Source organism: Stenotrophomonas sp. YJH_SMC_19, assembly GCF_059367915.1.
In genome coordinates this window covers 106,524-132,385 of sequence record NZ_JCAFRI010000010.1, presented here as the reverse complement: position 1 = coordinate 132,385, position 25,862 = coordinate 106,524, and the positions used below count along the sequence as shown (strand labels likewise).

Sequence of the window (25,862 nt, the reverse complement as noted above, 5' to 3'; positions counted from 1 at the left end):
ATCCGGGAAGGACAGGAAGGGGGACGGGCGGCTGCCCGTGCCGCCGATTATCCCTGTTTTGCCACCGGCTGGGCTGAAGACAGCCGTGCCTGGCGGACGAAGCGCCGCAACAGCTGGCGGGCCAGCGGCGCGGCGCTGACCGCGCGCTCGATGCTGCGGGCGCAGCCGCCATGGCGGCCGATGCAGTCGGCGCGGGCACGCACGTAGCCACGCATGTGGTGGGTGGCGAACTCCGGATGGAACTGCACGCCCCAGGCCTGGCGGCCCCAGCGGAAGGCATGGCAGCCATCCAGCGGTGAACGGGCCAGCACCTCGGCACCATCGGGCGCGCGCAGCACGGTCTGCAGATGGGTGGCATGGGCGGCAAAGTGCTGCGGCAGGCCCTGGAACAGCGGGTCCTGCGCCGCCTGCGGCTGCAGTTCCAGTTCGATCGTGCCGGACTCGCGGCCGGCCGGGTTGTAGGCCACCTCGCCACCCAGCGCATGTGCCAGCAGCTGATGGCCGTAGCAGATGCCGAATACCGGCAGGTCGTCGTGGGCGGTCTGGCGCAGCCACGCGGCGCTGCGCTCGCTCCAGTCGGCATGGTCGGTGACGAAGGCGGCCGAGCCGGTCACCAGCACGCCGGCGAAGGCATGAGGGTCGGGCAGGGCGCCACCGTGCTCGACATCGACCACCACCGTCTCGTGTTCTTCCAGCCCGGCGGCGACGCGGATCCAGTGCGGAAAGCGCCCGTAGCGGCGCAATGACGGCACCGGTCGGCCGGTTTCAAGGATCAGGAACGGGGCTGGGTTCATCCGGGGGCGGCAGCACTGACAGGACTTCCTCGATTGTAGTCAGCCCCTGCGCCACCTTTTCAAGCCCGGCCTGGCGCAGGGTTCGCAGCCCTTCAGCCCGCGCGGCACGGGTGAAACCGGCCAGGTCCATGTCGGCGCGGATCTGCCCGCGCAGCCGCGAACCCAATGGCAGCAACTCATACAGGCCGATGCGGCCGAGGAATCCGGTGCGCCGGCATTCCAGGCAACCGACCGGCCGACAGGGCGTGGCGGCATCTGAATATGCAGCATGGCTATCAGCCAGCACCGCCCAATCGGCGGCGCCGAGGCTGTGCGGCTGCTTGCAGTGCGGGCACAGCGTGCGCACCAGGCGCTGGGCGAGGATGCCGTTGAGGGTGCTGGCCAGCAGGTAATGCGGCACGCCCAGGTCGAGCAGGCGGGTGACCGCCGAGGGCGCGTCGTTGGTATGCAGGGTGGACAGCACCAGGTGGCCGGTCAGCGAGGCCTGCACCGCCATCTGTGCGGTCTCCAGGTCGCGGATCTCGCCGATCATGATGATGTCCGGGTCCTGCCGCAGCAGGGTGCGCACGCCGCTGGCGAAGTCCAGGTCGATGTTGGCCTGCACCTGCATCTGGTTGAACTCGGGCGCGATCATCTCGATCGGGTCCTCCACCGTGCACACGTTCACGTCCGGCGTGGCCAGCCGCTTCAGCGTGGAATACAGGGTGGTGGTCTTGCCCGAGCCGGTCGGGCCGGTGACCAGCACGATGCCGTGCGGGCGCTCGACCAGCGCATTCCAGCCGGCGGCCTCCTGCGGGCTGAAACCGAGCTGGTCGATGCTCTTGAACGCGGCATCCGGGTCGAAGATGCGCATCACGCACTTCTCGCCGAAGGCGGTGGGCATGGTCGACAGGCGCATCTCGACCTCGCGGCCACCCGGCGAGCGGGTCTTGATGCGGCCATCCTGCGGGCGCCGGCGCTCGGCCAGGTCCATGCGGCCCAGCACCTTGATGCGGCTGACCACGGCGGTCATCACCGCCGGCGGTACTTCGAACACCTTGTGCAGCACGCCGTCGATGCGGAAGCGCATGCGCCCCATCTCGCGGCGCGGCTCCAGGTGGATGTCCGAGGCGCGCTGTTCGTAGGCGTACTGCAGCAGCCAGTCGACGATGTGCACGATGTGCTGGTCGTCGGCATTGACGTCGCCGGTGCGGCCCAGCTCCACCAGCTGCTCGAAGCTGGGCAGGGTGGTGCTGGCCTCGCCGCGCACATCGCCACGGGCGCCGCGCACCGAGCGGGTCACCCCGTAGAACTCCATGGTGTAACGGTGCAGGTCCAGCGGGTTGACCACCGCCAGCTCGATGCGGCGGCGGGTCAGGTGCTGCAGGTCACGACGCCATTCCTGCACCAGCGGCTCGCTGGTGGCTACCAGCACGCGCTCGGCATCCACCGCCAGCGGCAGGAAGCGGTGGCGGCGGGCGTAGGCATGCGACACAAGCGCGGTCACCGCAGCGACGTCCACCCGCGTCGGGTCAATGCGCAGGTAGCGGCTGCCGGTGCGCTGCGCCAGCCACTCGGTCAGGCGTTCCAGGGTCAGTTCGCCGCCGCTGGTGGCGGCCAGCTTGAGGTTGGACAGCAGTACCAGCGGATGCACTTCACTGGCGTTGCGCGCGCCCTGTGCGGAAAACCGCATGCGCTCGCGGTCCTGCTCGGCCACGAGTCCATCGGCGGTCAGGGCCGCGGCAATCTGCTCGAAATGCAGCCGTCCCCAGGGCAGCGGGGCGCCGTCCGCCTCGCCGGGCGTGCCTGCCGGCAGCCGATGTTCCATCTGCCTGCTCCTCCCGGGTACGGAATGCCCCGCAGGTCGGCCGTTATACTAGCGCACCCCCTTGCCGGCCAAGACTCGTACGCATGTCCGCGACCCCGACCGTTCCGATCACCTTCCAGGGCCTGATCCAGACCCTGAACCAGTTCTGGGCCCAGCAGGGCTGCGTGCTCATCCAGCCGCTCGACCTGGAGGTGGGCGCCGGTACCTTCCACCCGGCCACCTTCCTGCGTGCGATCGGTCCGGAAGGCTGGAATGCGGCCTACGTGCAGCCGTCGCGGCGCCCGACCGATGGCCGTTACGGTGAGAACCCGAACCGCCTGCAGCGCTACTACCAGTACCAGGTGGCGATGAAGCCGGCGCCGGACAACATCCAGCAGTTGTACCTGGATTCGCTGAAGGCACTGGGCATCGACCCGCTGGTGCACGACCTGCGCTTCGTCGAGGACAACTGGGAATCGCCGACGCTGGGCGCGTGGGGCCTGGGCTGGGAAGTCTGGCTCAATGGCATGGAAGTGACCCAGTTCACCTACTTCCAGCAGGCCGGTGGCCTGGAATGCCGCCCGGTGCTGGGCGAGATCACCTACGGTCTCGAGCGCCTGTGCATGTACCTGCAGAACTGCGACAACGTCTACGACCTGATCTGGACCTACGGCCCGGACGGCCAGCCGGTGACCTACGGTGACGTCTACCACCAGAACGAGGTGGAGCAGAGCACCTACAACTTCGAATACGCCGACGTGGAAGAAATGTTCCACCGTTTCGACGCCTGCGAGCGTGAGGCGCAGAAGCTGGTGGAAGTGAACCTGCCGCTGCCGGCCTACGAGCAGGTGATGAAGGCCAGCCACACCTTCAACCTGCTGGATGCGCGCCGTGCGATCAGCGTGACCGAGCGCCAGCGCTACATCCTGCGCGTGCGCGCGCTGGCCCAGGCGGTGGCCAGGGCGTACTACGAGCAGCGCGAGAAGCTGGGCTTCCCGGGCGCGAAGAAGGCCTGACGGCCCTCCCGCACCGACCCGCTTTTCATCAACTACCCGGGGCGCCGGACGCGTTGCGCGCTGCGCCCCCACCACAGGATCGAACCGATGAGCCAACTGTCCCCCCTGCTGATCGAACTGGGCACCGAGGAACTGCCGGTCAAGGCGCTGCCGGGCCTGGCCCAGGCGTTCTTCGACGGTGTCGTCGAAGGCCTGCGCAAGCGCGGCGTCGCGCTGGAACTGGGCGATGCGCGCCCGCTGTCGACCCCGCGCCGACTGGCCGTGCTGCTGCCGGGCGTCGGCCTGGAACAGCCGGAGCAGCACAGCGAAGTGCTGGGCCCGTACCTGAACATTGCGCTGGACGCCGAAGGCCAGCCGACCAAGGCGTTGCAGGGCTTCGCCGCCAAGGCCGGGATCGACTGGACCGCGCTGGAGAAGACCACCGACAACAAGGGTGAGCGCTTCGTGCACCGCGCGGTGACCCCGGGCGCGAGCACCGCCAGCCTGCTGCCGGAGATCCTGCGCGAGGCGATCGCGGCGATGCCGATTCCCAAGCCGATGCGCTGGGGCGACCACGCCTGGGGCTTCGCGCGCCCGGTGCACTGGCTGGTGCTGCTGCACGGCGCCAACGTGGTCGAGGCCGAACTGTTCGGCCTGCAGGCCGGCCGCGTCAGCCGTGGCCATCGCTTCCACCATGACCAGGCGGTGTCGCTGGCGCAGCCGCAGGACTACGTTGAAGCGCTGCGCGCCGCGTTCGTGCTGGTCGACCCGAGCGAGCGCCGCGCGCGCATCGTCGCCGAGGTCGAGGCCGCTGCGGCCAAGGCCGGTGGCAACGCCCGCATCACCGACGACAACCTGGAGCAGGTGGTGAACCTGGTCGAATGGCCGTCGGCGGTGCTGTGCAGCTTCGAGCCCGCGTTCCTGGCGGTGCCGCAGGAAGCGCTGATCGAGACGATGGAGATCAACCAGAAGTTCTTCCCGGTGCTGGATGCCGCAGGCACGCTGACCGAGAAGTTCATCGGCATCGCCAACATCGAATCGAAGAACGTGGCCGAAGTGGCCAAGGGCTACGAGCGGGTGATCCGTCCGCGTTTCGCCGATGCCAAGTTCTTCTTCGACGAGGACCTGAAGCAGGGCCTGGTGTCGATGGGTGAGGGGCTGAAGACGGTGACCTACCAGGCCAAGCTGGGCAGCGTGGCCGACAAGGTGGCGCGCGTGGCTGCATTGGCCGAAGTGATCGCACCCCAGGTCGGTGCCGATGCCGCGCAGGCCAGGCGGGCTGCCGAACTGGCCAAGAACGACCTGCAGTCGCGCATGGTCAACGAGTTCCCGGAGCTGCAGGGCATCGCCGGCCGCCACTACGCCGTGGCCGGTGGCGAATCGGCCGAGGTGGCGCTGGCCATCGACGAGGCCTACCAGCCGCGCTTCGGTGGTGATGACATCGCGCTGTCGCCGCTGGGCAAGGTGCTGGCGATTGCCGAGCGCGTCGACACGCTGGCCGGTGGCTTCGCCGCAGGCCTGAAGCCGACCGGCAACAAGGACCCGTTCGCCCTGCGCCGCAACGCGCTGGGCCTGGCCCGCACGATCATCGAAAGCGGCTTCGAGCTGGACCTGCGCGCACTGCTGGCCAGCGCCAACGCCGGCCTGGCCGCACGCAACGTGCAGGCCGACGTCGGCGAGCTGTACGACTTCATCCTCGACCGCCTGAAGGGTTACTACGGCGACAAGAACGTGCCAGCCACGCACTTCAATGCGGTGGCCGAACTGAAGCCTGTCTCGCTGTATGACTTCGACCGCCGCCTGGACGCGATCGGCACCTTCGCCGCGCTGCCGGAAGCCGAGGCGCTGGCTGCGGCCAACAAGCGCATCCGCAACATCCTCCGCAAGGCTGAAGGCGACATTCCGGCCCAGATCGACCCGGCGCTGCTGCAGGAAGACGCCGAGCGCGCGCTGGCTGAAGCGGTCACTGCGGCCATCGACGACACCGGCGCCAGCCTGCATCAGAAGGATTACGTGGCGGTGCTGGCGCGCTTGGCCCGCCTGCGCCCGCAGGTCGACGCGTTCTTCGATGGCGTGATGGTCAATGCGGAAGATCCGGCGCTGCGTGGCAACCGCCTGGCGCTGCTGACGATGCTGGGCGAGCGCCTGGGCAAGGTGGCAGCGATCGAGCATCTGTCGAGCTGATGCCCGTATCGGTAGTGCCGGCCGCTGGCCGGCATTGCCACCGCGCATCGCATCGACCTGTGGATTGCCGGCCAGCGGCCGGCACTACCGGAACACCGTCGGCGGATGTCCATCGGGGTCATCGCCGGCATCGCGCACGATGCCGGCATCCTCGCCTGCGATCACGAGGATCGCCACAAAGGCGCGTATTTTGACCGCCACTTAACAACCGATCCCGAATGACGTGATGCATTTCGCATCGTCACCTTCGGTCGGTATGCTGTGCCGCATGCAGCCAAAGAAATACGCCCTGCCGCTGATGGTCCTGTCGCTGGCCGCCACCTCCGTGGCCAACGCGCGCGGCACCATCGACAAGGTGGACATCAAGGGATTGGACAAGGGCGACGACGCCGCGATCATCGAGAACATCCAGGAATCGCTGTCGCTGTACGACACGATCGGCAAGGAACAGGGCGAATCGCGCCTGGAGTACCTGCTGTCACAGGCCGAGCGGCAGACCCGCCAGGCACTGGAACCCTTCGGGTACTACAACCCGGTGATCAAGGTCGAGGCGCCGCGCGAGGACGAGCATGTGCGGGTGCTGATCCATGTCGACAAGGGCACCCCGGTGACCGTGCGCCGTGAGCACATCGACATCACCGGGCCGGCGATGTATGACCAGTACCTGCAGGACGACCTGGCCGCATTCAAGCCCCGCAAGGGCCAGCGCTTCGAGCACACGCAGTACGAAGCCAGCAAGATCACCATCACCCGTCGCCTGGCCGAGCGTGGCTACTTCGATGCCGACTACACCCAGCGCCAGGTACAGATCACCCGCGCCGACAACGCAGCCGACATCGACCTGACCTGGGACAGCGGCCGCCGCTACAACATGGGGCCGGTGCGTTTCGAGCAGGATTACTTCGTCGACAAGCTGTTCGACCCGCTGGTGTACTGGGAACAGGGCAGCTACTTCCACGAGGGCAAGCTGGACCGGCTGCGCGAGTCGCTGACCAAGCTGGACTACTTCAGCGTGATCGACATCCAGCCACGGCCCGACCAGGCCGATGCCAACGGCGAAGTGCCGGTGGATGTGAAGCTGACCCGCGCCAAGCGCACCATCTATACCGCGGGTCTGAGCTACGGCAGCGAGAGTGGCCCGGGTGTGCGCGGCGGCATCGAGCGGCGGTTCCTGAACAACCGCGGGCACAAGATGAACACGCAGCTGGACTATGCGCAGAAGCGCAAGAGCCTGGTGACCAGCTACCGCATCCCCGCCTTCAACTGGCTTGACGGCTGGTATACCTTCGCCGCCAGTGCGTATGACGAGCAGACCGATTACATCGACCTGCGCAACTTCAAGCTGATCGCCAGCCGCAGCGGCGAGATCAACGAGCACTGGACCGCGATCGCCTCGATCAACGCACTGCGCGAGCGTTGGCGCTATGCCTCCGGCACTGAATTCACCGATGCCGTCTACAACACCTCGACGCTGGTGTACCCGCAGATGGTTGCAGACTACGTCAACGTCGACGACGAGATGTTCCCGCGCAAGGGCATCAGCGGTACTGCGACGATGCGTGCCGGCGTTGAAGGTGCCGGCTCGGACACCAGCTTCGTGCAGGCCAACGCCGTGCTGCGCTGGTACATCCCGGTGGGTGAAAGCAACCGCCTGATCCTGCGCGGCGAGGGGGGTACCACCTGGACCAGCGATCTGGTGGCGATGCCGCCGAGCCTGCGCTACTTCGCGGGCGGTGACCGCAGCATCCGCGGTTACGCCTACCGCGAAGTCGGCCCGCGCACACCCAAACCCGACAAATACGCGCTGGGCGCCAAGAACCTGGTGATCGGCTCGGCCGAGTACGAGCACTACTTCAATGGCGGCCCGTGGGGCGCGGCGGTGTTCGTCGATACCGGCAGCGCATTCGACAACACCATTGATCTGCACACCGGCGTCGGCTTCGGCGTGCGCTGGAAATCGCCGGTGGGCCCGGTGCGCGTGGATATCGCGCATGGCCTGAACAACCCGGATTCGCAGTTCCAGCTTTACCTCAACATCGGAGCGGACCTGTGAGCACGCCCGCACCCACCCCGAACACGCCGCCGCCGCGCGTGCGTTTCTACCGCCGCCGCCGCTTCTGGGCGTGGTCCGGCGTGGGCGTGATCGGCCTGGTGCTGCTGGCGTTGCTGGCGGTGTACTGGCTGCTGCAGACCGTGGCCGGCCGCGATGTGCTGCTGGCACAGGTGGTGGCGCGGCTGCCGGTGGGCGCCAGCTTCACCTGGGACAAGGTGGACGGCCCGGTGGCCGGTCCGCTGACCCTGTACAACGTCGACTTCCGCTACGACGACATCCATTTCCACGCCGAGCGCGCGCACCTGGAGCCGGACCTGCGCCCGCTGCTGGGCCGCAAGCTGCTGCTGGACAAGCTGGAGCTGACCAACGCGACGCTGAACCTGGCCAAGAGTGACGAGCCGTTCAAGCTGCCGTCGTGGCCCGATTCGCTGCCGCAGATCGAAATGCCGCTGGCGATCCAGGCCGATGCCATTGCCATCGACGGCTTCCGCATCAGCCAGGCCAACGAGCCGGTGATCGACATCAGCCGTGTGCGTGGTGGCATCGAGATCGCCAATGGCGAGTTCCAGGCGCACAAACTGGTCGTGGACAGCGACATGGGCAACTTCACCGCCCAGGGCCGCTACATACCGGCCAAGGACTACGACACCGACGTGACCGTCACCGCAGTGTTGCCGGCCCCGCGTGGCCGTACCGCAGCGACGGTGGGGCTGGTGGCACGCGGTGACCTGGCGCACATGGAAGTGGCCGTAGCCGGGCGCGCGCCGAAGCCGCTGCACGCGATGCTGGTGTTCGATGGCCGCACCGATCCGAGCTGGAGCGCCAGCATCCGCAGCGACGAACTGGATCTGGCGCTGCTGTCGCCGGCACTGGCCAGCTCGGCGATCGCACCACTCGCACTGGACTTCACCGCGGCTGGCAAGGGCGGCAACGCCAACCTGCGTGGCAAGGTGAAGCAGGGTGATCAGGAGCTGGAGCTGGCACCGTCGGTGGTGTCGCTGCAGGACCAGGTGCTGAAGGTGTCGCCCCTGCTGGTGAAAGGGCTTGGCGGTGAGGCACGGCTGGAAGGCACCGCCGACTTCAGCCAGGAAGACCAGCAGAAACTCAATTTCTCGGTGGTCGCCCATGACCTGACCTACGTGCCGGCGCCCGATCCGAACACGGCCGGCAGCGCACCGGTGCCGGTCACCCTGAAGGAAGCGCGCTTCGGCCTGGCCGGTACCTTGAAGGCGTGGGCCGCGATCGGCCGTGCCGATGTCGAACGCGAAAAGCAGAAGGCACAACTGCAGTTCGACGTACGCGGCAATGACCAGGCCGCGTCGATCCACCAGCTGCAGGCGCAGACGCCGGGTGGGCAGCTGCAGGTGGAAGGCCAGGTGGCGTGGGCACCGCAGCTGGACTGGGATGCCAAGGCCACGCTGAAGGACTTCGACCCCGGCTATTTCGTGCCGGGCTGGAACGGCCGCCTGTCCGGCAACCTGGCCTCCAAGGGCCGCCAGCTGCCGCCGCCGGCAAACGCGCCGCCGGGCACGGCCGGCACGCTGGAAGCCACCGTCGACCTGCCGTCGCTGAAGGGCATCCTGCGCCAGCGCAATCTCGACGCACAGGGCAAGTTCGCGTTGCAGGGCGCGCAGGGCCAGGGCGACCTGAAGCTGTCGCTGGGCAGCAGCCGGGTGACCGCGTCGGGCAAGGTCGGCGACCGCCTCGACATCGACGCGCGTTTCGAACCGCTGCAGCTGAGCGATCTGCTGCCCGGCGCCGATGGCGGCCTGCGTGGACAGGTACAGGTGAAGGGCCCGCGCGATGCGCCGGACATCACCGCCGACCTGGTCGGCAACAACCTCAACTGGGACGGCTACGGCGCCGAGAGCGTGAGCATCAAGGGCCACCTGCCATGGCGCGGCGACAGCGGCACGCTGGCGGTGCAGGGCCAGCAGGTCAACGCCGGCATGCTGCTGGAACGCTTGAACGTGGATGCGCAGGGCAGTGTCTCCAACCTGCGCCTGGCCGCGCAGACCCGCAACGAGATGGGCGCGATCGAGCTGCAGGGCAGCGTCCGCCAGCAGGGCGCGCAGTGGCGCGGCGAACTGGCGTCGCTGCGCATCGCACCGGTGAAGGGCGATGCCTGGTCGTTGCGTGCACCGGCGGCGTTCGCAATCAACGGCAGCACCTACACCCTGTCCGAAGCCTGCCTGGCCGCGGCCAGCAGCGGCGCGCTGTGCGCACAGGCCAACTGGCCGCGTGAGGGCCTGGTGGTGCGCAGTGATGCGCTGCCGCTGGCGCTGGTGCAGCCGTGGCTGCCGCCGCAGTCCGGCCGCCGCATCTACCTGCGTGGCGATGTCAGCCTGGACGCGCAGATCCGCCCGCGCGGCAATGCCTGGGAAGGCCATGTAGAGGTGCGCTCGAAGGAAGGCGGCGTGCGCCTGGGCGAGAACCGCAACACCGTGGGGGATACCACCCGCGGCGAGCTGGTGCGTTATGACCAGTTCTCGCTCAAGCTCGACATGACCCCGGCCAGCATCAAGGGCTACCTGGGCATGGGCTTCCAGGGCAACGGCTTCGTCGATGCCAGGATGCAGACCGGCTGGGAGGCCAGTGCGCCGCTGAACGGCGAGCTCTACCTCAACATGTCGCGGCTGTACTGGCTGGAGCTGTTCTCGCCGGACATCGTGCGCCCGACCGGCCTGATCGAGGGCCACGTCAGCCTGCGCGGTACGCGCGGCCAGCCATCGCTGGGCGGTGACGCCCAGCTGAGCAACTTCAAGGGCGAATTCCCCGCGCTGGGCCTGACCTTCGACCAGGGCAAGGGCAGCTTCGTGGCCCAGCCCGACGGTTCGGCAAAGATCACCGCGCAGGCCAACTCGGGCCAGGGCACGCTGTACGTGGATGGTGGCCTGTCGTGGTTTGGTGATGCGCAGCCGCTGCAGCTGAAGATCCACGGCGAGAACGTGCTGCTGTCCAACACCAGCGAGCTGCGCATCGTCGCCAACCCCAACCTCGACTTCACCTTGGCCAAGGCGGCGATGGAGCTGCGCGGCACCGTGCACGTGCCCGAGGCCGACATCGATCTCGAACGCCTGGATCGTGGCACCTCGGTGTCCGAGGACGTGGTGGTGCTGGACCCGGCCGACCCGGAAGAGTCGCGCACCTCGCCGCTGGACATGGACCTGACCGTCAGCCTTGGCGACAAGGTCAAGATGACCGGCTTCGGCCTGAAGGGCGCGCTGACCGGCAAGATGCAGGTCTGGGCCAAGCCTGGCCGCGAAATGACCGCCAATGGTGGCCTGGAAGTGAGTGGTCGCTACAAGGCATACGGGCAGGACCTGACCATCACCCGTGGCAACCTCACCTGGAACTACAACGCGGTGTCCGACCCGCGCATCAACATCCGTGCCGAGCGCCGGATCGGTGATGTCACCGCCGGCATCGACGTGACCGGGCGTGCACAGCAGCCGCGCGCGGACGTGTGGTCCGAGCCGGCGATGTCGCAGTCCGAGGCACTGGCCTACCTGGTGCTGGGGCGCAGCCTGACCGGTGCCAGCAGCGACCAGGCCCAGCAGGTCAACGCGGCCTCGGCGGCGCTCTCGGCTGGCAGCGGCCTGCTGGCGTCGCAGCTGGGCGCCAAGCTGGGCCTGGACGATGCCGGCGTGAGCCAGTCGCGCGCGCTGGGCGGCTCGGTGATTGGCGTCGGCAAGTACATCTCGCCCAAGCTGTACGTCGGCTACGGCGTGTCGCTGGTCGGTGCCGGTTCGGTGATCACGCTGAAGTACCTGCTGCGTCGTGGCTTCGACGTGGAAGTGGAGTCGAGCACGGTGGAAAACCGTGGGTCGATCAACTGGCGGCGGGAGAAATAACCCGCCGCCATTCAACCGTTGCCGGTGCCAGGGTCCAGCTGGCTCACGACTGCGAATGAGGGAGCAGGCCTGCGCGGACGAGGCCCGTGCGTGAGCACGCCTTGCCCATCGAGCGGCGACGGTGGTTCGGCCGGTGTTGGCGCGGACGCCGTTCGCGATGGAGTCCACCCCACGAAGTGCGCCAGCATGAGGGCGCCGGACACGATGACCACCGAGGCATGGATTGCCGCGCGTTTCATGCCGAACGTGTTGAGCGCACGTGGTCGCACGGCATCACCCAGTAGTGCCAGCACCGCCAGAACCGCCAGTACGATCAGCGCGCCCAGCAGGCAGCGGACAATCGCGACCTGCAACTTCGGGATGTTGAAGCGCCTGGGCTGCGATATCGCCAGCCAGAAGGCGACCTGATCCGCGTCCAGTGGCGCCAGCGTGTCGCGGACGGTATGCACCCCCAGATGCTGCATCGTGCGCCGCATGGTGCCTGCGCGCCCGGGCACGCAGGACGACAGCAGCGATTGCAGCCAGTGCCACGGCCGGGTCAAGCGTTCCACGCGGGCACGGGCTTCATGGGGGGACACCCGATCCTGCGGTCGGTCCAGTGCTGTGGTGAGGGCCGCATGGTTGCGCGGCTGCAGCTGCCAGTGGCGATGCAGTTGGCTGCGTCGTGCACGGACCCGGTAGGGATCGATATCAGCCCGGATCTCATCCCAGCAGAAGTATCGACCGAGCAGATCGAAATTGGACTCGCACAGCGGGCCGCCCTGGTGCAGCAGCTGCTGCAGGACCACGTCACCGATACGTGGCCTGTCGGCCAATGACCACAGCTCCGGACGCCCGGCCAGCCAGTGCTCGAAGCTGGCCGGGTCGGTGTCGCCGGCGGTGTTGATCAGCAGGCGCGCAAACCGGGGCAGGTTCAATGATGGCTCCACCACATCGTCCGGCATGTCGGTGTCGAGCGTGCATGGATGATGCAGCTCCGGCATGTGGTCCATCGGCGAATGGCTGTCGTACGGCGCCAGTGGCTCGGGCGGGCTGTTGTTCGCAGGCGTGGTCGCCAGCGCTTCTGCACTGCTTTCCTCCTGCCACTGCGCACGGTTGCTTATCCACCGCAGCGCTTCCTGGTAAGCCTCGTGCAGCGTCTGGAATGCCACCGGGTCTTCGTCCGGGCGCGCCGCGCGCAGTCTCTGCGCGTAGGCGCGCTTGATCGCCCGTTCGTCGGCGCTGGCGTCGAGCCCGAGAGCGTCCAGCGCCCGGTTCACGCAGTGTTTCCAGAGGCCGGCGGAAGCCGGTCAATCGGCGCGTGACGACGCGCGCGGTGCACGAACTCGGCGCCCCACTGCAGCAGGGTGAGAACGATGCCTGCTTCGGCGATCAGCATGGCAAGTACCATGAACACGCCGTGGCGGACTCCGAATCGCATCCGGGCACCGACGCGTCGCCACAGGCGCGCAGTCGCCAAGGGCAGTGCCATGAAGATCAGCAGCGTACCCTCCATGCGGTGGCCCAGGCCATGGACAAGAACCAGGCTGCCGATCGCCATCAACGGCGCAGGTAGGGCCAGCAGCAGCCCTGCACGCCGATGAGTGAGGTCAAGCGTAAGTTGGCGCAGCGCCCAGCGAACAGGCACCCACAGTACTCCCATCACCGCCAGCAGCAGGCCCAGGAGCGCCCCCATCTGGACGAATATCGAGGCTTCGCCCGCCTTTCCCTGGACCAACGAGACACCTGCGATTCCACCGAAGAACAACAGGCTGCAGACGCCCAGCAGCACGCCACGCAGCGCGTTCACCTGCCAGCGCCACCGCCTGGGCCGGGAGACGTCGGCAAGACTTCGCCAGAACAGGATCTGCTGCGGATGCCATGCCTCGGGCAACTGCTCGCTTCCCCCCGACTCGATGGCATCCAGCAGCGCGTTGACTTCACTGATGTGCTCGGGCAGCTGCGCCTGCCAGAGGGATCGCCGCAGGTTCCATGGCTGCGACAGGTAGCGCAGGCAACGACTGACTGTGATCCTCCCCAACCGCAGGCTGCCCTCTTGTTCAAGCAGTGCCGACAGCTCTGCCGCATTCCCGGTCTCGGCGGCCCAGCGTCGATGACCGCGCGACTGGATCGATGCCAGCCTGTCCGGATCCACGCCATCGTGTACATCATCCCAGCCAAAGCAGCGTGCCAGCAGACCCATGTTGGCTGCGCTGACGCTGTTGTGACTGCGTGCCAGTTCATCCAGCAGCGCGTCGCCCACCAATGGCTTGTAGCGCAGCGACCACAGCACCGGCGTGGCCTCCAGCCAGGGGCCGAAGTCTTCAGGGGAAGACAGATGGGCCATGCGCAGGATCGTGTGCGCATGGCCCGATACGTGGACCGCTCCCTCCAGTTCCGCCACTTGTGCCGTGCGCAGCAGCACAGGCGTGCCGCGAGGTGGCCATGGAGGCGAGTACGAACGCGTTTCGGGCGGCGCCCATGCCACGTCTGCGTCGGGCGGCCAGGGTGCGATGTCGGTTGCATGCTCCGCCGGTTCGTCTTCGTCTGCGGTATTGGCCAGCGCTTCCTGGCGGACCCAGTCCAATGCCGCCTGATAGGCCTCATGCAGGTGCTGGAAGGCGATGGGATCCTCGTCGGGTCGAGTCACCCGCAGGCGATTTGCATAGGCGCGCTTGATCGCGCGCTCGTCAGCGGCTTCGTCCAGCTCCAGGACGTGAAGTGCCCAGCTCATGCATCGCGCTCGAGGGTGTCCAGTGCCTCGTCCAGCTGACGGCGATGACGCTCGACGGCAATGGCGTCCTGGCTTTCCAGCACATGGCGGAAGCTGCTCAGCCACGACTGCAGCTGTTCGCGGTGATGGATGCGTTCCTCGTACAGGCGCTCGGTGCGGGCGATCACCGCGAGGTTGGGCTGGGCGTCACGCGGGTGGATCTTCAGCGCTTCCAGTGCGCGCAGGCGCTGCTGGATCTCTTCGGGTGACAGCAGCCCGGGATTCTGTTCCAGGATGAGCTCGTGGCGCTTGCCGGTGGCATCCTCAGTGACTTCGACCTGCAGCAGCCCGTTCACGTCGTAGGTAAAGCGGGCGGTGACGCTGCGCTCCTGTATCGGGACAGAATGGGTCAGCGGCACGGTCAGCTCACCGAGCTTGATGTTGCGATCCACCGTCGGGCTCTCGCCCTGGAACACGTCGATGCGGATGGCGTCCTGCCGTTCGTGCAGCGGGTAGAAGCGATCCTCGCGGCTGACCGGCACCACGCTGTTGCGCTGGATGATCGGGTGGAAGTAGCCGCTGCGTTCGCCACCGGCAGCATCCTGGCGGGACACCTGCGTGCCGAGCGTGTAGGGGCAGACATCGGTCAACACGACTTCGCGCAAGGATTCGTCGCGCGCCTTCAATCCCGCTGCAACGGCGGCGCCCAAGACAATCGCCTGGTCCGGATGGATATGGCGCAGCGGAAGCCGACCGAACATGCGGGTCGCCAGCTTGCTGACCATCGGCATGCGTACCGCACCGCCGACCAGGATGATGTCGTCCAGCGCGTCGGGCTTGAGTCGGGCGTCGCGGATCGCGCGTTCGATGGGCCCACGCATGCGCAGCAGCAGCGGTTCGCAGAGCTGGGTGTAGCGCGCCTCGTCCATCTGCCACTGGCGTTCGCTGCCGGCCAGGGGCAACTGCAGGCTGGCAGCGCCGCTCAGGCTGAGTTCGCGCTTGAACAGTTCCAGTCGACGCAGCAGCTGCGCCTGTTCGGCAGCGGACAGGTCGCTGGTGGACGTGCCCTGGTCGGCATGGAAGGCCCGCACCAGTACCTGCAGGAAATCCTCGCCGCCCAGGAAATTGTCGCCGGCGCTGGCATGCACTTCGACCACGCCGTCGAACAGTTCCAGGATGGAGACGTCGAAGGTGCCACCGCCCAGGTCCAGCACCAGCACGCAGCCTTCGCCGTCACGCTCCTGCAGGCCATAGGCCAGCGCGGCGGCCGTGGGTTCATTGATCAGGCGCTCGACGCGGATGCCGGCCAGCTCGCCGGCTGCCCGGGTAGCCTTGCGCTGGGCGTCGGAGAAATAGGCCGGTACGCTGATCACTGCCTCCTCCACCTTGTGGCCCAGTGCGGCTTCGGCGTCAGCCAGCAGCGAGCGCAGCACCATGGCCGAAAGCTCCTCGGGGCGGAAACTGCGCTCACCCAGCCGGGTTTCCCGATCGCTGCCCATCCAGCGCTTGAAGTGGGCCACGGTCTGCTGTGGATGGCTGACCAGGCGGTCGCGGGCTGGCTGGCCAACCAGCACGGCGCCATCGACCAGGCTCACCACCGACGGGGTCAACAGCTCGCCATGGGCATTGGGGAACAGGCGCGGTCCATCCGACGAATGCACACCGATGAGCGAGTGCGTCGTGCCCAGGTCGATTCCAACAATCATCTGCTGACGTCCGTTGTGCAGGGAACCGCGATTGTAGGAGTGGCCCCGACCCCCTGACCATCGGGCGTTGCCCGACAGCGCCCCACGGGCTATGGTCCCGGGCTGTTCAGTCGTACCGGATTGCCTCATGTCATCACGCAAAGCCCTTCCCACCGCCCTGGCCCTGGGCCTGACCCTCGCCGCCGGTGCCCACGCCGATGAAGGCATGTGGATGCCGACGCAGCTGCCGGAGCTGGCCAAGCCGCTGCAGGCCGCAGGTTTCAAGGGCAATCCGGCCGACCTGGCCAATGTCACCGCGCCGCCGCTGAGCGCCGTGGTGCGCGCCGGTGGTGGTACCGGTTCGTTCGTGTCCGCCGACGGCCTGCTGCTGACCAACCACCACGTGGCGATGGGCGTGATCCAGTACAACAGCTCGCCCGAGCACGACCTGATCACTGGTGGCTTCATCGCCAACGGCCGTGCCGACGAGCGCCCGGCCAACCCGGACTTCCGCGTGCTGGTCACCGTCGGCTTCGACAAGGTGACCGATCAGGTGCTGGCGCAGGCGCGTGGCAAGACCGGCCGTGCCTACTTCGATGCTGTCGATGCGGCCAGCAAGCAGATCGTGGCCGAGTGCGAGAAGGACGGCAGCGTGCGCTGCTCGGTGGCCAACATGTACTACGGCACCGACTTCTACCGGATCGCCCAGCTGGAACTGAGCGACGTGCGCCTGGTGTACGCGCCGCCGCGTGCGATCGGCAACTACGGCGACGAGATCGACAACTTCATGTGGCCGCGCCACACCGGCGACTTCACCCTGCTGCGCGCCTACGTGGGCAAGGACGGCAAGCCGGCCGCCTACAGCAAGGACAACGTGCCCTACCAGGCGCCGGCACACCTGCAGATGTCGGTGGAAGGCCCGAAGGAAGGCGACTACGCGATGCTGGCCGGTTACCCGGGCATCACCTACCGCCATCGTACCGCGGCCGAATTCGCTGGCCAGATCGATACCGTGCTGCCGCGCCGCGTGTCGGTGTTCCAGCAGATGATCGACACCATCGAGGCCGCCAGCGCCAAGGATGCACAGGCGCGCACCCGCTACGCCTCGCAGCTGCAGTCGCTGAAGAACAACCGCAAGCGCGCCGCCGGCGAGCTGGAAGGCCTGCTGCGCAGCGACGCCAAGGCCCAGCGTGCTGCCGACGAGACGGCGATGCTCGCTGCCACCGACCGCAAGTACCAGGGCGACATCAAGGCGTTGCTGGCCAACCTGTCGCAGGGCGCGGCGGTGGGCGAGCGTGACCTGCTGCTGGACCAGATGGCCGCGCAGAGCCAGCTGCTGCGTTCGGCGTTGCTGCTGGAGCGCCTGCGCATCGAATCGGCCAAGCCGGACGCGCAGCGCGAAAGCGGCTACCAGCAGCGCGACCAAGCGATGATCGAAGGCGTGCTCAAGCAGGTCCAGCGCCGTTACGCACCGGAGGTCGAGAAGGCGCTGCTGACCACCCTGCTGACCCGCTACCAGCAGCTGCCGGACGCGCAGCGCGTGGCCGAGTTCGACGCGGCCTTCGGCCGTACCCCGCAGCAGCTGGCCAAGGCGCTGGACACCCTGTATGCGGGCACCCAGCTGGGTGACGAGGCGCAGCGCCTGTCGCGCTTCGCTGCCGCACGCGAAGGCAAGGCGCTGGCCGCCGATCCGCTGATCGCCGTGGCCGGCCCGCTGGTGGCCGCGCAGCTGCGCATCGAGAACGAGAGCAAGACCCGCGAAGGCGAGCAGCTGCGCCTGCGCCCGGCCTACATGCAGGCGCTGTTCGCCTGGCGTGCCAAGCAGGGCCGCGCCGTGTACCCGGATGCCAACCGCACCCTGCGCATCAGCTACGGCAAGGTCGAGGCGCTGCACCCGCGCGATGGCGTGACCTACTCGCCGGTGACCACCGTGGCCGGCATCGTCGAGAAGAACACCAACGCTTATCCGTTCGATGCACCCAAGCCGCTGCTGGCGGCGATTGCCAAGGGTGACTTCGGCAGCACCGCCGACCCGGCGCTGAAGACCCAGACGGTCAACTTCCTGACCAACCTGGATACCACCGGCGGCAACTCCGGCTCGCCGGTGCTCAACGCCAAGGGCGAACTGATCGGCCTGAACTTCGACAGCAACTGGGAATCGGTCAGCGCCAGCTGGTGGTTCGACCCGCGCTACAAGCGCGCCGTGCACGTGGACATGCGCTACCTGCGCTGGCTGCTGGCCAAGGTCTACCCGGCGCCCGAGCTGCTGAAGGAAATGGGCGTGCCGGCCCAATAACGCCGGTACCTGGCAGGTGCCCACCGCTTCCTGGTGGGTGCCCATTGATTCCCGGTAGGTGCCCACTGTCAGTGGGCACGGATGTCCCCGTCACGACCAACGGTCGTGACCCACCAGACGGGCCAACGGTCGTGACCCACCGCCATGACCTACCCTCACGACCAACGGTCGTGATCTACTGAACCCTGTTCCGACGGAAACGCACGCGTGGTCTCCAGCTGGATCCTGCTGCTGGTCTCGGTTGCCTATGCCGCGCTGCTATTCGGCGTGGCGTGGTGGGGTGACCGTCGGCCGATGTACCCCGACCGGCCGTGGCTGCGGCCGGTGGTCTACAGCCTGGCGCTGGCCGTGTACTGCTCGTCGTGGACCTTCTACGGCGCGGTGGGTACCGCCGTGCGCAACGGCATCGGCTACCTGCCGATCTATATCGGTCCGTTGCTGCTGCTGTTGTTCGGCTGGCGCATCATCGAACGCCTGGCGCTGATCGCCCGCAGCCAGAACGTGGTCTCCATCGCCGATTTCATCTCCTCGCGCTTCGGCCGCTCGCGGCGGTTGGCGGCACTGGTGGCGATCATCGCCCTGATCGGCATCATCCCGTACCTGGCCCTGCAGTACAAAGCGGTGGCGATGAGCCTGCAGGTGCTGACCGGCAACAGCGGCCCGACCGGCTTCTTCACCGATCCGGCGCTGTACGTGGCGCTGCTGATGGCGCTGTTCGCCACCCTGTTCGGCACCCGCCAGGTCGACGCCACCGAGCACCACCACGGCATGATGCTGGCGATCGCCTTCGAATCGGTGATCAAGCTGCTGGCGATGCTGGCCGTGGGCGTGTTCGCCTACCTGTGGCTGAGCAACCGCACCGATGCGGTGGTCGAGTCGGTGCATACGCTGTTCACCGGCCTGCCGCCGGTGGGCTTCATCTCGCAGACCCTGCTCAGCTTCCTGGCCATCATCTGCCTGCCACGCCAGTTCCACGTGGCCGTGGTCGAGTGCGGTGACGTGCGCGACGTGCGCCGCGCGCGCTGGATGTTCGGTGGCTACCTGGTACTGATCTCGGGCATGGTGCTGCCGATCGCCACCGCCGGCGTGACCCTGTTCGGCACCGGCGGCAGCGTCGCCGACGACTCGATGGTGCTGGCCCTGCCGCTGGCCGAAGGCCGCAACGCGCTGGCGCTGATCGCCTATGTGGGCGGGTTCTCCGCCGCCACCGGCATGGTCATCGTCTCGTCCATTGCGCTGGCCACCATGGTCAGCAACGACCTGGTGATGCCGGTGCTGCTGCGTCGCAGTGGCGACCATCAGGAAGCCGCCGACGTTGCCTCGCGCGTGCTGTGGATCCGCCGCCTGGCGATCCTGCTGCTGGCGCTGATGGCGTACAGCTACTACCGCACCAGCAGCAACGACAGCACGCTGGCCTCGTACGGCCTGATGGCGTTCGCGGCGGTGGCGCAGTTCGCGCCCGGGCTGATCGGCGGCCTGTACTGGCGCGGCGCGAGCCGGCGTGGTGTCGAGGTGGGCATGCTGCTGGGCTTCGCCACCTGGCTGTACACACTGCTGCTGCCGGCGATGACCATGGCCGGCTGGGTCGATGCTGGCTGGGTGCAGCATGGCCCGTTCGGCATCGAATGGCTGCGCCCGCAGCAGCTGTTCGGCATGACCGGCTGGGACCCGCTGACCCATGGCACGTTCTGGTCGCTGCTGGTCAATGCGGCGACGATGATGCTGGTGTCCGCACGCTGGCGGCCCGGTGTGGACGAGCGGCTGCGCGCCGCGCCGTTCCTCGACCCGTATGCCGAGCGCCCGTCGGTAGCCGGTGGCTGGCCCGGTCATGTGCACGTGGGCGACCTGCTGGCACTTGCCTCGCGCGTGGTCGGCGAGCGCCATGCGCGGCGTTCGTTCTTCGAGCAGGCACAGTCGCTGGGCCGCGAGCTGCAATCCTCGGCGCCGGCCGACCGGCCGTGGGTGCAGTTCACCGAACGCCTGCTGGCCGCGTCGATTGGTGCGGCCTCGGCGCGCCTGCTGCTGACCAGCCTGCTGCGTGGCTCGGGCATGGACCTGGGCGAAGTGGTGGCGGTGCTGGACGAAGCCGGGCAGGAACTGCGCTTCAACCGCGAGATCCTGTCGACCACGCTGGAGAACATCAGCGCCGGCGTCAGCGTGGTCGATCCGGACATGCGCCTGACCGCATGGAATCGTCGTTACCAGGACATGTTCGGCTACCCCGACGGCATGCTCTACGTAGGTCGCCCGGTGGCCGACCTGATCCGCTACAACGCCGAGCGCGGCGAGCTGGGCGAGGGTGATATCGAAGTGCAGATCAACCGACGCATCGGCTACATGCGCGCGGGGTCACCGCACGTGTTCGAGCGCACCCGCAGCGATGGCAAGGTGATCGAGATGCGTGGCCAGGCGCTGCCCGGCGGCGGTTACGTGACCAGCTACAACGACATCACCGACTACAAGCACGCGGAAAAGGCCCTGCTGGAAGCCAACGAGACGCTGGAACAGCGCGTGGCAGAGCGTTCGCATGAGGCCGAGGTCGCGCAGCAGTCGAAGACCCGCTTCCTGGCGGCGATCAGCCATGACGTGCTGCAGCCACTGAACGCCGCACGCCTGTTCGCTTCCGCGCTGCGCGACAGCGATCACGTGAGCGATGAGCAGAAGCACCTGGCCGAGCGCGTGGATGCATCGCTGCGCGCGGCTGAAGAACTGCTCGATGGCCTGCTGGACGTATCGCGCCTGGACGCCGGCGGCCTGCACCCAGTGATCGGCGAGTTCGACGTGAGCGCGCTGATGCGCGAACTGGCTGCGCAGTACACTCCGGTCGCCGCCGGCCGTGGCCTGCGCCTGGATCTGTTCGCACGCCCGGCATGGGTGCGTAGTGACCGCCGCCTGCTGCGCCGCGTGCTGCAGAACTTCCTGGCCAATGCGCTGCGCTACACGCGCCAGGGACGCATCGTGCTGGCCGTGCGCCAGCGCGGCGACGAAGTGGAGCTGCAGGTCTGGGATACCGGGCCCGGCATTCCCGAGCACCACATGCGGCAGATCTTCGACGAGTTCCACCGCTACCAGCAACCGTTCGATTGGGGTGAGCAGGGGTTGGGGCTGGGCCTGTCGATCTGCCAGCGCATCTCGCGTCTGCTTGACCATCGCCTCAATGCGCGCAGCCGGGTCGGCAAGGGATCGATGTTCTCGATCATCCTGCCGCGGGTCGCACCGTTGCCGGGCTACACCGAACTGGCCGCGCCGGTACAGGCCGTCGCCGCGCCGGTGCGCAGCGATTCGCTGGCGGGCCTGCGCGTGCTGTGCGTGGACAACGACGAGGAGATCCTCGACGGCATGCGCGCACTGCTCGGCCGTTGGCAGGTGCAGGTGATCACGGCATCGACGGTGGATCAGGCGTTGGAGAAGGTGGCCGAACGACCACAGGTGATGCTGGTCGACTACCACCTGCACGACCGCATGGATGGCCTGGACGCGCTGGTGGCCCTGCGCGAAGCCGCCGGTTACCCGCTGCCGGGTGCGCTGCTGACCGCCGATGGTCGCGACGAGCTGAAGCGGATGGCGCGCGAGCGTGGCTATCGCGTGCTGACCAAGCCGATCAAGCCGGCCTCGCTGCGCGCCTTCCTCGGCGCGCTGCGCGACGCGCAGTAGTGCCGGCCGCTGGCCGGCAACCACTTCATCGGCCTGGCAGTAGATCCACGCCATGCGTGGATGTGACGTCAGGTAGTGCCGGCCGCTGGCCGGCAACCACGTAATCGCGGAAGCGTTACCCCACGCCGTGCAGGTGCTCGTACAGGATCGTCGCACCGATGATCACCAGGATCACGCCACCGATGATCTCGGCACGCTTGCCCACCATGCTGCCCAGCACGCGGCCGAGCATGATGCCGACGGTGACCATGGTCAGCGTGCACAGGCCGATGACCGCGGCCATCACGCCGATATGCACGTCCATGAAGGCCAGGCCGATACCCACCGCCATCGCATCGATGCTGGTGGCGAAACCGGTCAGCGCCAGCTTCCAGAAGCCGTGGTGCTGCGAAGGGTCTTCGTCTTCCTCGGCACTGTCCGGGCGCAGGCCGTTGTAGATCATGTGGATGCCCAGCGCGCCGAGCAGGCCGAAGGCGATCCAGTGGTCGAAAGCTTCCACGTACTGCAGCGCGGCGCGACCGAGCAGCCAGCCGATGATGGGCGTGATCGCCTCGATGACGCCGAAGATGATGCCGGCACGCAAGGCATCGCGGAACACCGGCCTGCGCATGGCCGCACCCTTGCCGATCGCGGCGGCAAAGGCATCGGTGGACATGGCAAAGCCGATCAGGAGGATCGAAATGGGGGACATGGACAGCGGCTGAGGTCGGGCCAGGACGGACGCACGGCCTGCGCTCGCGCCCAACCTGACGTTGCGCGCGCGGGCCGCTGGTCTCGCCAACCATCATGGTTGTCCACGCCACGGCGCACTGGCCGAGTATGTTGACGTGGACGATTCCTGCGAAGGAATCCGGCTACTCCCCAAGGGGACGCGAAGCTTAGCATCGCGATTCGCGCGTGGCGCATTTCCAGCGAAACGCGCAGGCAGGGCTGGTTTGTATAGCGATGGCTATATCGCGAGCGCAGCGGTGCCGGGTAGTGCCGGCCGCTGGCCGGCATGCGCAACGGCGAGAGCGTGCCAAGCAAGCTCGGCACCTACCGAAGCGGTTTCGGGTGATTTCAGGAGCTGAAGGCGATTGCCGGCCAGCGGCCGGCACTACCTCAATCTTCTTCCGGCGGCAGCACGATGGCGTCGTCGTCGATCGCCAGCTTGCCGGCCATCAGCACGGCCTGGGTGCGGTTGGTCACGCCCAGCTTGCGCAGGATGGCGGTGACGTGGGCCTTGATCGTCGCTTCGGAGACATTGAGGTCGTAGGCGATCTGCTTGTTCAAGCGGCCTGCGCCCAGCATCTGCAGCACGCGGAACTGCTGCGGGGTGAGCTCGCGCAGTCGCTGGCCGACTTCGCGTTCCTCGCGCTCGGTGGGCGGCACGTTGTGCGCTTCCGGCGGCGCCCAGGTCTCGCCATCGAGGATGGTGCCCAGTGCGTGGCCGATAGTGTCCGAATCCGCAGACTTCGGAATGAAGCCCAGCGCGCCGTGGTCGAGCGCGCGTCGCATCACCGTCGCCTCTTCGCGCGCGGACACCACGACCACCGGCAGGTGCGGATGCAGCGATCGCATGTGCACCAGCGCGTTGAAACCCTGCGCACCGGGCATGTTGAGGTCCATCAGGACCAGGTCGGCGTCGTTGTGCTGGTCGGCCAGCGCGTACAGCGCTTCCACGCTGTCGGCCTCGAACAGCTGCACGCCGGGGATGACCCGCTGCACGGCGCCGCGCAGGGCTTCGCGGAACAGCGGGTGGTCATCGGCAATCAGGAGGGTGGTCATGGTCGGGGGGAACCGTGGGGGAAAGCAGATGGGGTCAGAGCCCTTTCCTTGCGGAAAGGGATCCGACCCCGGTCGTACATCAGCGCACCTTGCGCTCGTCCACCAGTGACGCCACCACCGACGGATCGGCCAGGGTCGAAGTGTCGCCGAGCTGGTCCGGCGCGTTCTCGGCGATCTTGCGCAGGATGCGGCGCATGATCTTGCCCGAGCGGGTCTTCGGCAGGCCCGGCGCCCACTGCAGGTGGTCCGGCGTGGCGATCGGGCCGATCTCCTTGCGCACCCAGGCGATCAGCTCCTTGTGCAGTTCATCGCTCGGTGCCTCTTCGGCCACCAGGGTGACGTAGGCGTAGATGCCCTGGCCCTTCACGTCGTGCGGGAAGCCGACCACGGCCGCTTCGGCCACCTTCGGGTGCGAGACCAGCGCGCTTTCCACCTCGGCGGTGCCGATGCGGTGGCCGGACACGTTGATCACATCGTCGACGCGGCCGGTGATCCAGTAATAGCCGTCCTCGTCGCGTCGGCAACCGTCGCCGGTGAAGTAGCTGCCCGGGTAGGTGCGGAAATAGGTATCGATGAAACGCTGGTGGTCGCCGTACACCGTGCGCATCTGGCCCGGCCAGGAATCACGGATGATCAGGTTGCCCTCGGTCGGGCCGTCCTGGATCTCGCCATCGGCATTGACCAGCGCCGGCTGCACGCCGAAGAAGGGCAGGGTGGCCGAACCCGGCTTGAGGTCCATCGCGCCGGCCAGCGGCGAGATCAGGATGCCGCCGGTCTCGGTCTGCCACCAGGTATCGACGATCGGGCAGCGGCTGTCGCCGACCACCTCGTAGTACCAGCGCCAGGCTTCCGGGTTGATCGGCTCGCCGACGCTGCCGAGCAGGCGCAGCGAGGCGCGCGAGGTCTTCTTCACCGGCTCCTCGCCTTCGCGCATCAGCGCACGGATGGCGGTCGGGGCGGTGTAGAAGATGGTCACCTTGTGCTTGTCGATGACGTTCCAGAAACGCGAGGTGTCCGGGTAGTTCGGCACGCCTTCGAACATCAGCGAGGTCGCGCCGTTGGCCAGCGGCCCGTACACGATGTAGCTGTGGCCGGTGACCCAGCCGACGTCGGCGGTGCACCAGTAGATGTCGTCCTCGCGCAGGTCGAACACCGCTTCATGGGTGTAGGCCGCGTACAGCAGGTAACCGCCGGTGGTGTGCAGCACGCCCTTCGGCTTGCCGGTGGAACCGGAGGTGTAGAGGATGAACAGCGGGTCTTCCGCGTTCATGCGTTCCGGTTCGCAGGTGGCCGGCTGGCTGTCCACCACATCGTGGAACCAGCGGTCGCGCGGGGCCTGCATGTCCACGGCACCGCCGGTGTGGCGCACCACCAGCACGGTTTCCACGGTATTGGTGCCCGGCAGCTTCAGCGCGGCATCGACGTTGGCCTTGAGCGGAATCCTGCGGCCACCGCGCAGGCCCTCGTCGGCGGTGATGATCAGCTTGCTCTGGCAGTCGCTGACGCGGTCGGCGATCGAGTTCGGCGCGAAGCCACCGAACACCACCGAGTGGATCGCACCGATGCGCGCGCAGGCCAGCATGGCCACGGCGGCGTCGACGATCATCGGCAGGTAGATGGTGACGCGGTCGCCCTTCTTGACGCCGAGATTGCGCAGCGCATTGCCGAGGCGGCAGGTGCGCTCGTACAGCTCGCGATAGGTCACATGCTGGGCCGGTGCATCCGGGCCGTCCGGCTCGAACAGCAGGGCGGTCTTGTCGCCGCGCGTTTCCAGCTGGCGATCCAGGCAGTTCACGCTGGCATTCAGCTCGCCATCTTCGAACCACTTGATGTGGAAGTCGGACAGGTCGTAGCTGACGTTCTTGATCCTGGTCGGCTTGCGCATCCATTGCAGGCGCTCGGCGGCCTTGCCCCAGAAACCATCCGGGTCGGTCACCGAAGCCTGGTACTGCTGTTCGTACGACGTCTTGTCGATGCGTGCCTTGGCGGCGAACTGCGGATCGACGGGGTAGATATCAGCCATGGCACCCTCACTTGCACGTTGACTTTGTATGTGCGGTCGCAGCATCGCAGCGACCGATCCCCTTCAGTTTGCCCCATCC

The 25,862-nt window shown here is 67.5% G+C and carries 14 protein-coding genes and 1 riboswitch; of the genes, 6 read left to right on the top strand and 8 right to left on the bottom strand.

Translation table 11 applies throughout. The features are described 5' to 3' along the window. Positions 1–47: 47 nt before the first annotated feature. Together AC5P5R_RS12465 and AC5P5R_RS12460 are read right to left on the bottom strand one after the other, a co-directional pair. A complete protein-coding gene (locus AC5P5R_RS12465) occupies positions 48–794 on the bottom strand; it encodes a glutamine amidotransferase (RefSeq protein WP_012481650.1) in 747 nt (248 codons plus the stop codon). After that, positions 766–2,601 (bottom strand): GspE/PulE family protein, encoded by a 1,836-nt coding sequence (locus tag AC5P5R_RS12460; RefSeq protein WP_100438173.1) that lies wholly within the window; start codon positions 2,599–2,601, stop codon positions 766–768. Before AC5P5R_RS12460 ends, AC5P5R_RS12465 begins: the two co-directional genes overlap by 29 nt. An 83-nt stretch (positions 2,602–2,684) precedes the next feature. Between AC5P5R_RS12460 and glyQ the strand changes: the two genes are divergently transcribed. From glyQ to AC5P5R_RS12440, 4 genes are all read left to right on the top strand, one after another. Further along, positions 2,685–3,596, top strand: coding sequence for a glycine--tRNA ligase subunit alpha (gene glyQ / locus AC5P5R_RS12455; RefSeq protein ID WP_012481649.1), 912 nt, complete (start codon positions 2,685–2,687; stop codon positions 3,594–3,596). A gap of 87 nt (positions 3,597–3,683) precedes the next feature. After that, a complete protein-coding gene (glyS, locus tag AC5P5R_RS12450; protein WP_100438174.1) occupies positions 3,684–5,759 on the top strand; it encodes a glycine--tRNA ligase subunit beta in 2,076 nt (691 codons plus the stop codon). Between the two features lie 256 nt (positions 5,760–6,015). Then, positions 6,016–7,812: an autotransporter assembly complex protein TamA gene (locus AC5P5R_RS12445; RefSeq protein WP_080356711.1), complete on the top strand. Its 1,797-nt coding sequence runs from the start codon at positions 6,016–6,018 to the stop codon at positions 7,810–7,812. Continuing rightward, positions 7,809–11,666, top strand: a complete 3,858-nt coding sequence (locus AC5P5R_RS12440) for a translocation/assembly module TamB domain-containing protein (RefSeq protein WP_033835359.1) — start codon at positions 7,809–7,811, stop codon at positions 11,664–11,666. Before AC5P5R_RS12445 ends, AC5P5R_RS12440 begins: the two co-directional genes overlap by 4 nt. An 11-nt stretch (positions 11,667–11,677) precedes the next feature. On the opposite strand, the gene AC5P5R_RS12435 is transcribed toward AC5P5R_RS12440, so the two are convergent. The 3 genes from AC5P5R_RS12435 to AC5P5R_RS12425 all read right to left on the bottom strand — a co-directional run bounded on the left by AC5P5R_RS12435 (position 11,678) and on the right by AC5P5R_RS12425 (position 16,064). Continuing rightward, positions 11,678–12,925 (bottom strand): J domain-containing protein, encoded by a 1,248-nt coding sequence (locus AC5P5R_RS12435; RefSeq protein WP_164281587.1) that lies wholly within the window; start codon positions 12,923–12,925, stop codon positions 11,678–11,680. Further along, a complete protein-coding gene (locus tag AC5P5R_RS12430; protein WP_172986132.1) occupies positions 12,922–14,070 on the bottom strand; it encodes a heat-shock protein in 1,149 nt (382 codons plus the stop codon). The genes AC5P5R_RS12435 and AC5P5R_RS12430 overlap by 4 nt, the downstream gene beginning before the upstream one ends. A gap of 305 nt (positions 14,071–14,375) precedes the next feature. Continuing rightward, positions 14,376–16,064 (bottom strand): molecular chaperone HscC, encoded by a 1,689-nt coding sequence (locus AC5P5R_RS12425; protein ID WP_100438176.1) that lies wholly within the window; start codon positions 16,062–16,064, stop codon positions 14,376–14,378. A 127-nt stretch (positions 16,065–16,191) separates the two neighbouring features. On the opposite strand from AC5P5R_RS12425, the gene AC5P5R_RS12420 reads away from it, so the two are divergent. Further along, positions 16,192–18,339: a S46 family peptidase gene (locus AC5P5R_RS12420; RefSeq protein ID WP_100438177.1), complete on the top strand. Its 2,148-nt coding sequence runs from the start codon at positions 16,192–16,194 to the stop codon at positions 18,337–18,339. 207 nt (positions 18,340–18,546) lie between these two features. Then, a complete protein-coding gene (locus tag AC5P5R_RS12415; RefSeq protein ID WP_033835356.1) occupies positions 18,547–21,993 on the top strand; it encodes a hybrid sensor histidine kinase/response regulator in 3,447 nt (1,148 codons plus the stop codon). Between the two features lie 115 nt (positions 21,994–22,108). Here AC5P5R_RS12415 and AC5P5R_RS12410 read toward each other — a convergent pair whose 3' ends face one another. From AC5P5R_RS12410 to acs, 3 genes are all read right to left on the bottom strand, one after another. Beyond that, positions 22,109–22,684 carry a manganese efflux pump MntP gene (locus AC5P5R_RS12410; RefSeq protein WP_024957786.1) on the bottom strand — a complete coding sequence of 192 codons (576 nt, stop codon included), beginning with the start codon at positions 22,682–22,684 and terminating at the stop codon, positions 22,109–22,111. Positions 22,685–22,772: 88 nt separating this feature from the next. Further along, positions 22,773–22,862: riboswitch (yybP-ykoY riboswitch) on the bottom strand. Between the two features lie 232 nt (positions 22,863–23,094). After that, entirely contained in the window at positions 23,095–23,760 is a 666-nt protein-coding gene (locus AC5P5R_RS12405; RefSeq protein ID WP_005411662.1) for a response regulator transcription factor, read from the bottom strand. Between the two features lie 79 nt (positions 23,761–23,839). Then, complete coding sequence (gene acs / locus AC5P5R_RS12400) at positions 23,840–25,783, bottom strand: acetate--CoA ligase (RefSeq protein WP_005411661.1); 1,944 nt, start codon at positions 25,781–25,783, stop codon at positions 23,840–23,842. Positions 25,784–25,862 lie beyond the last annotated feature (79 nt).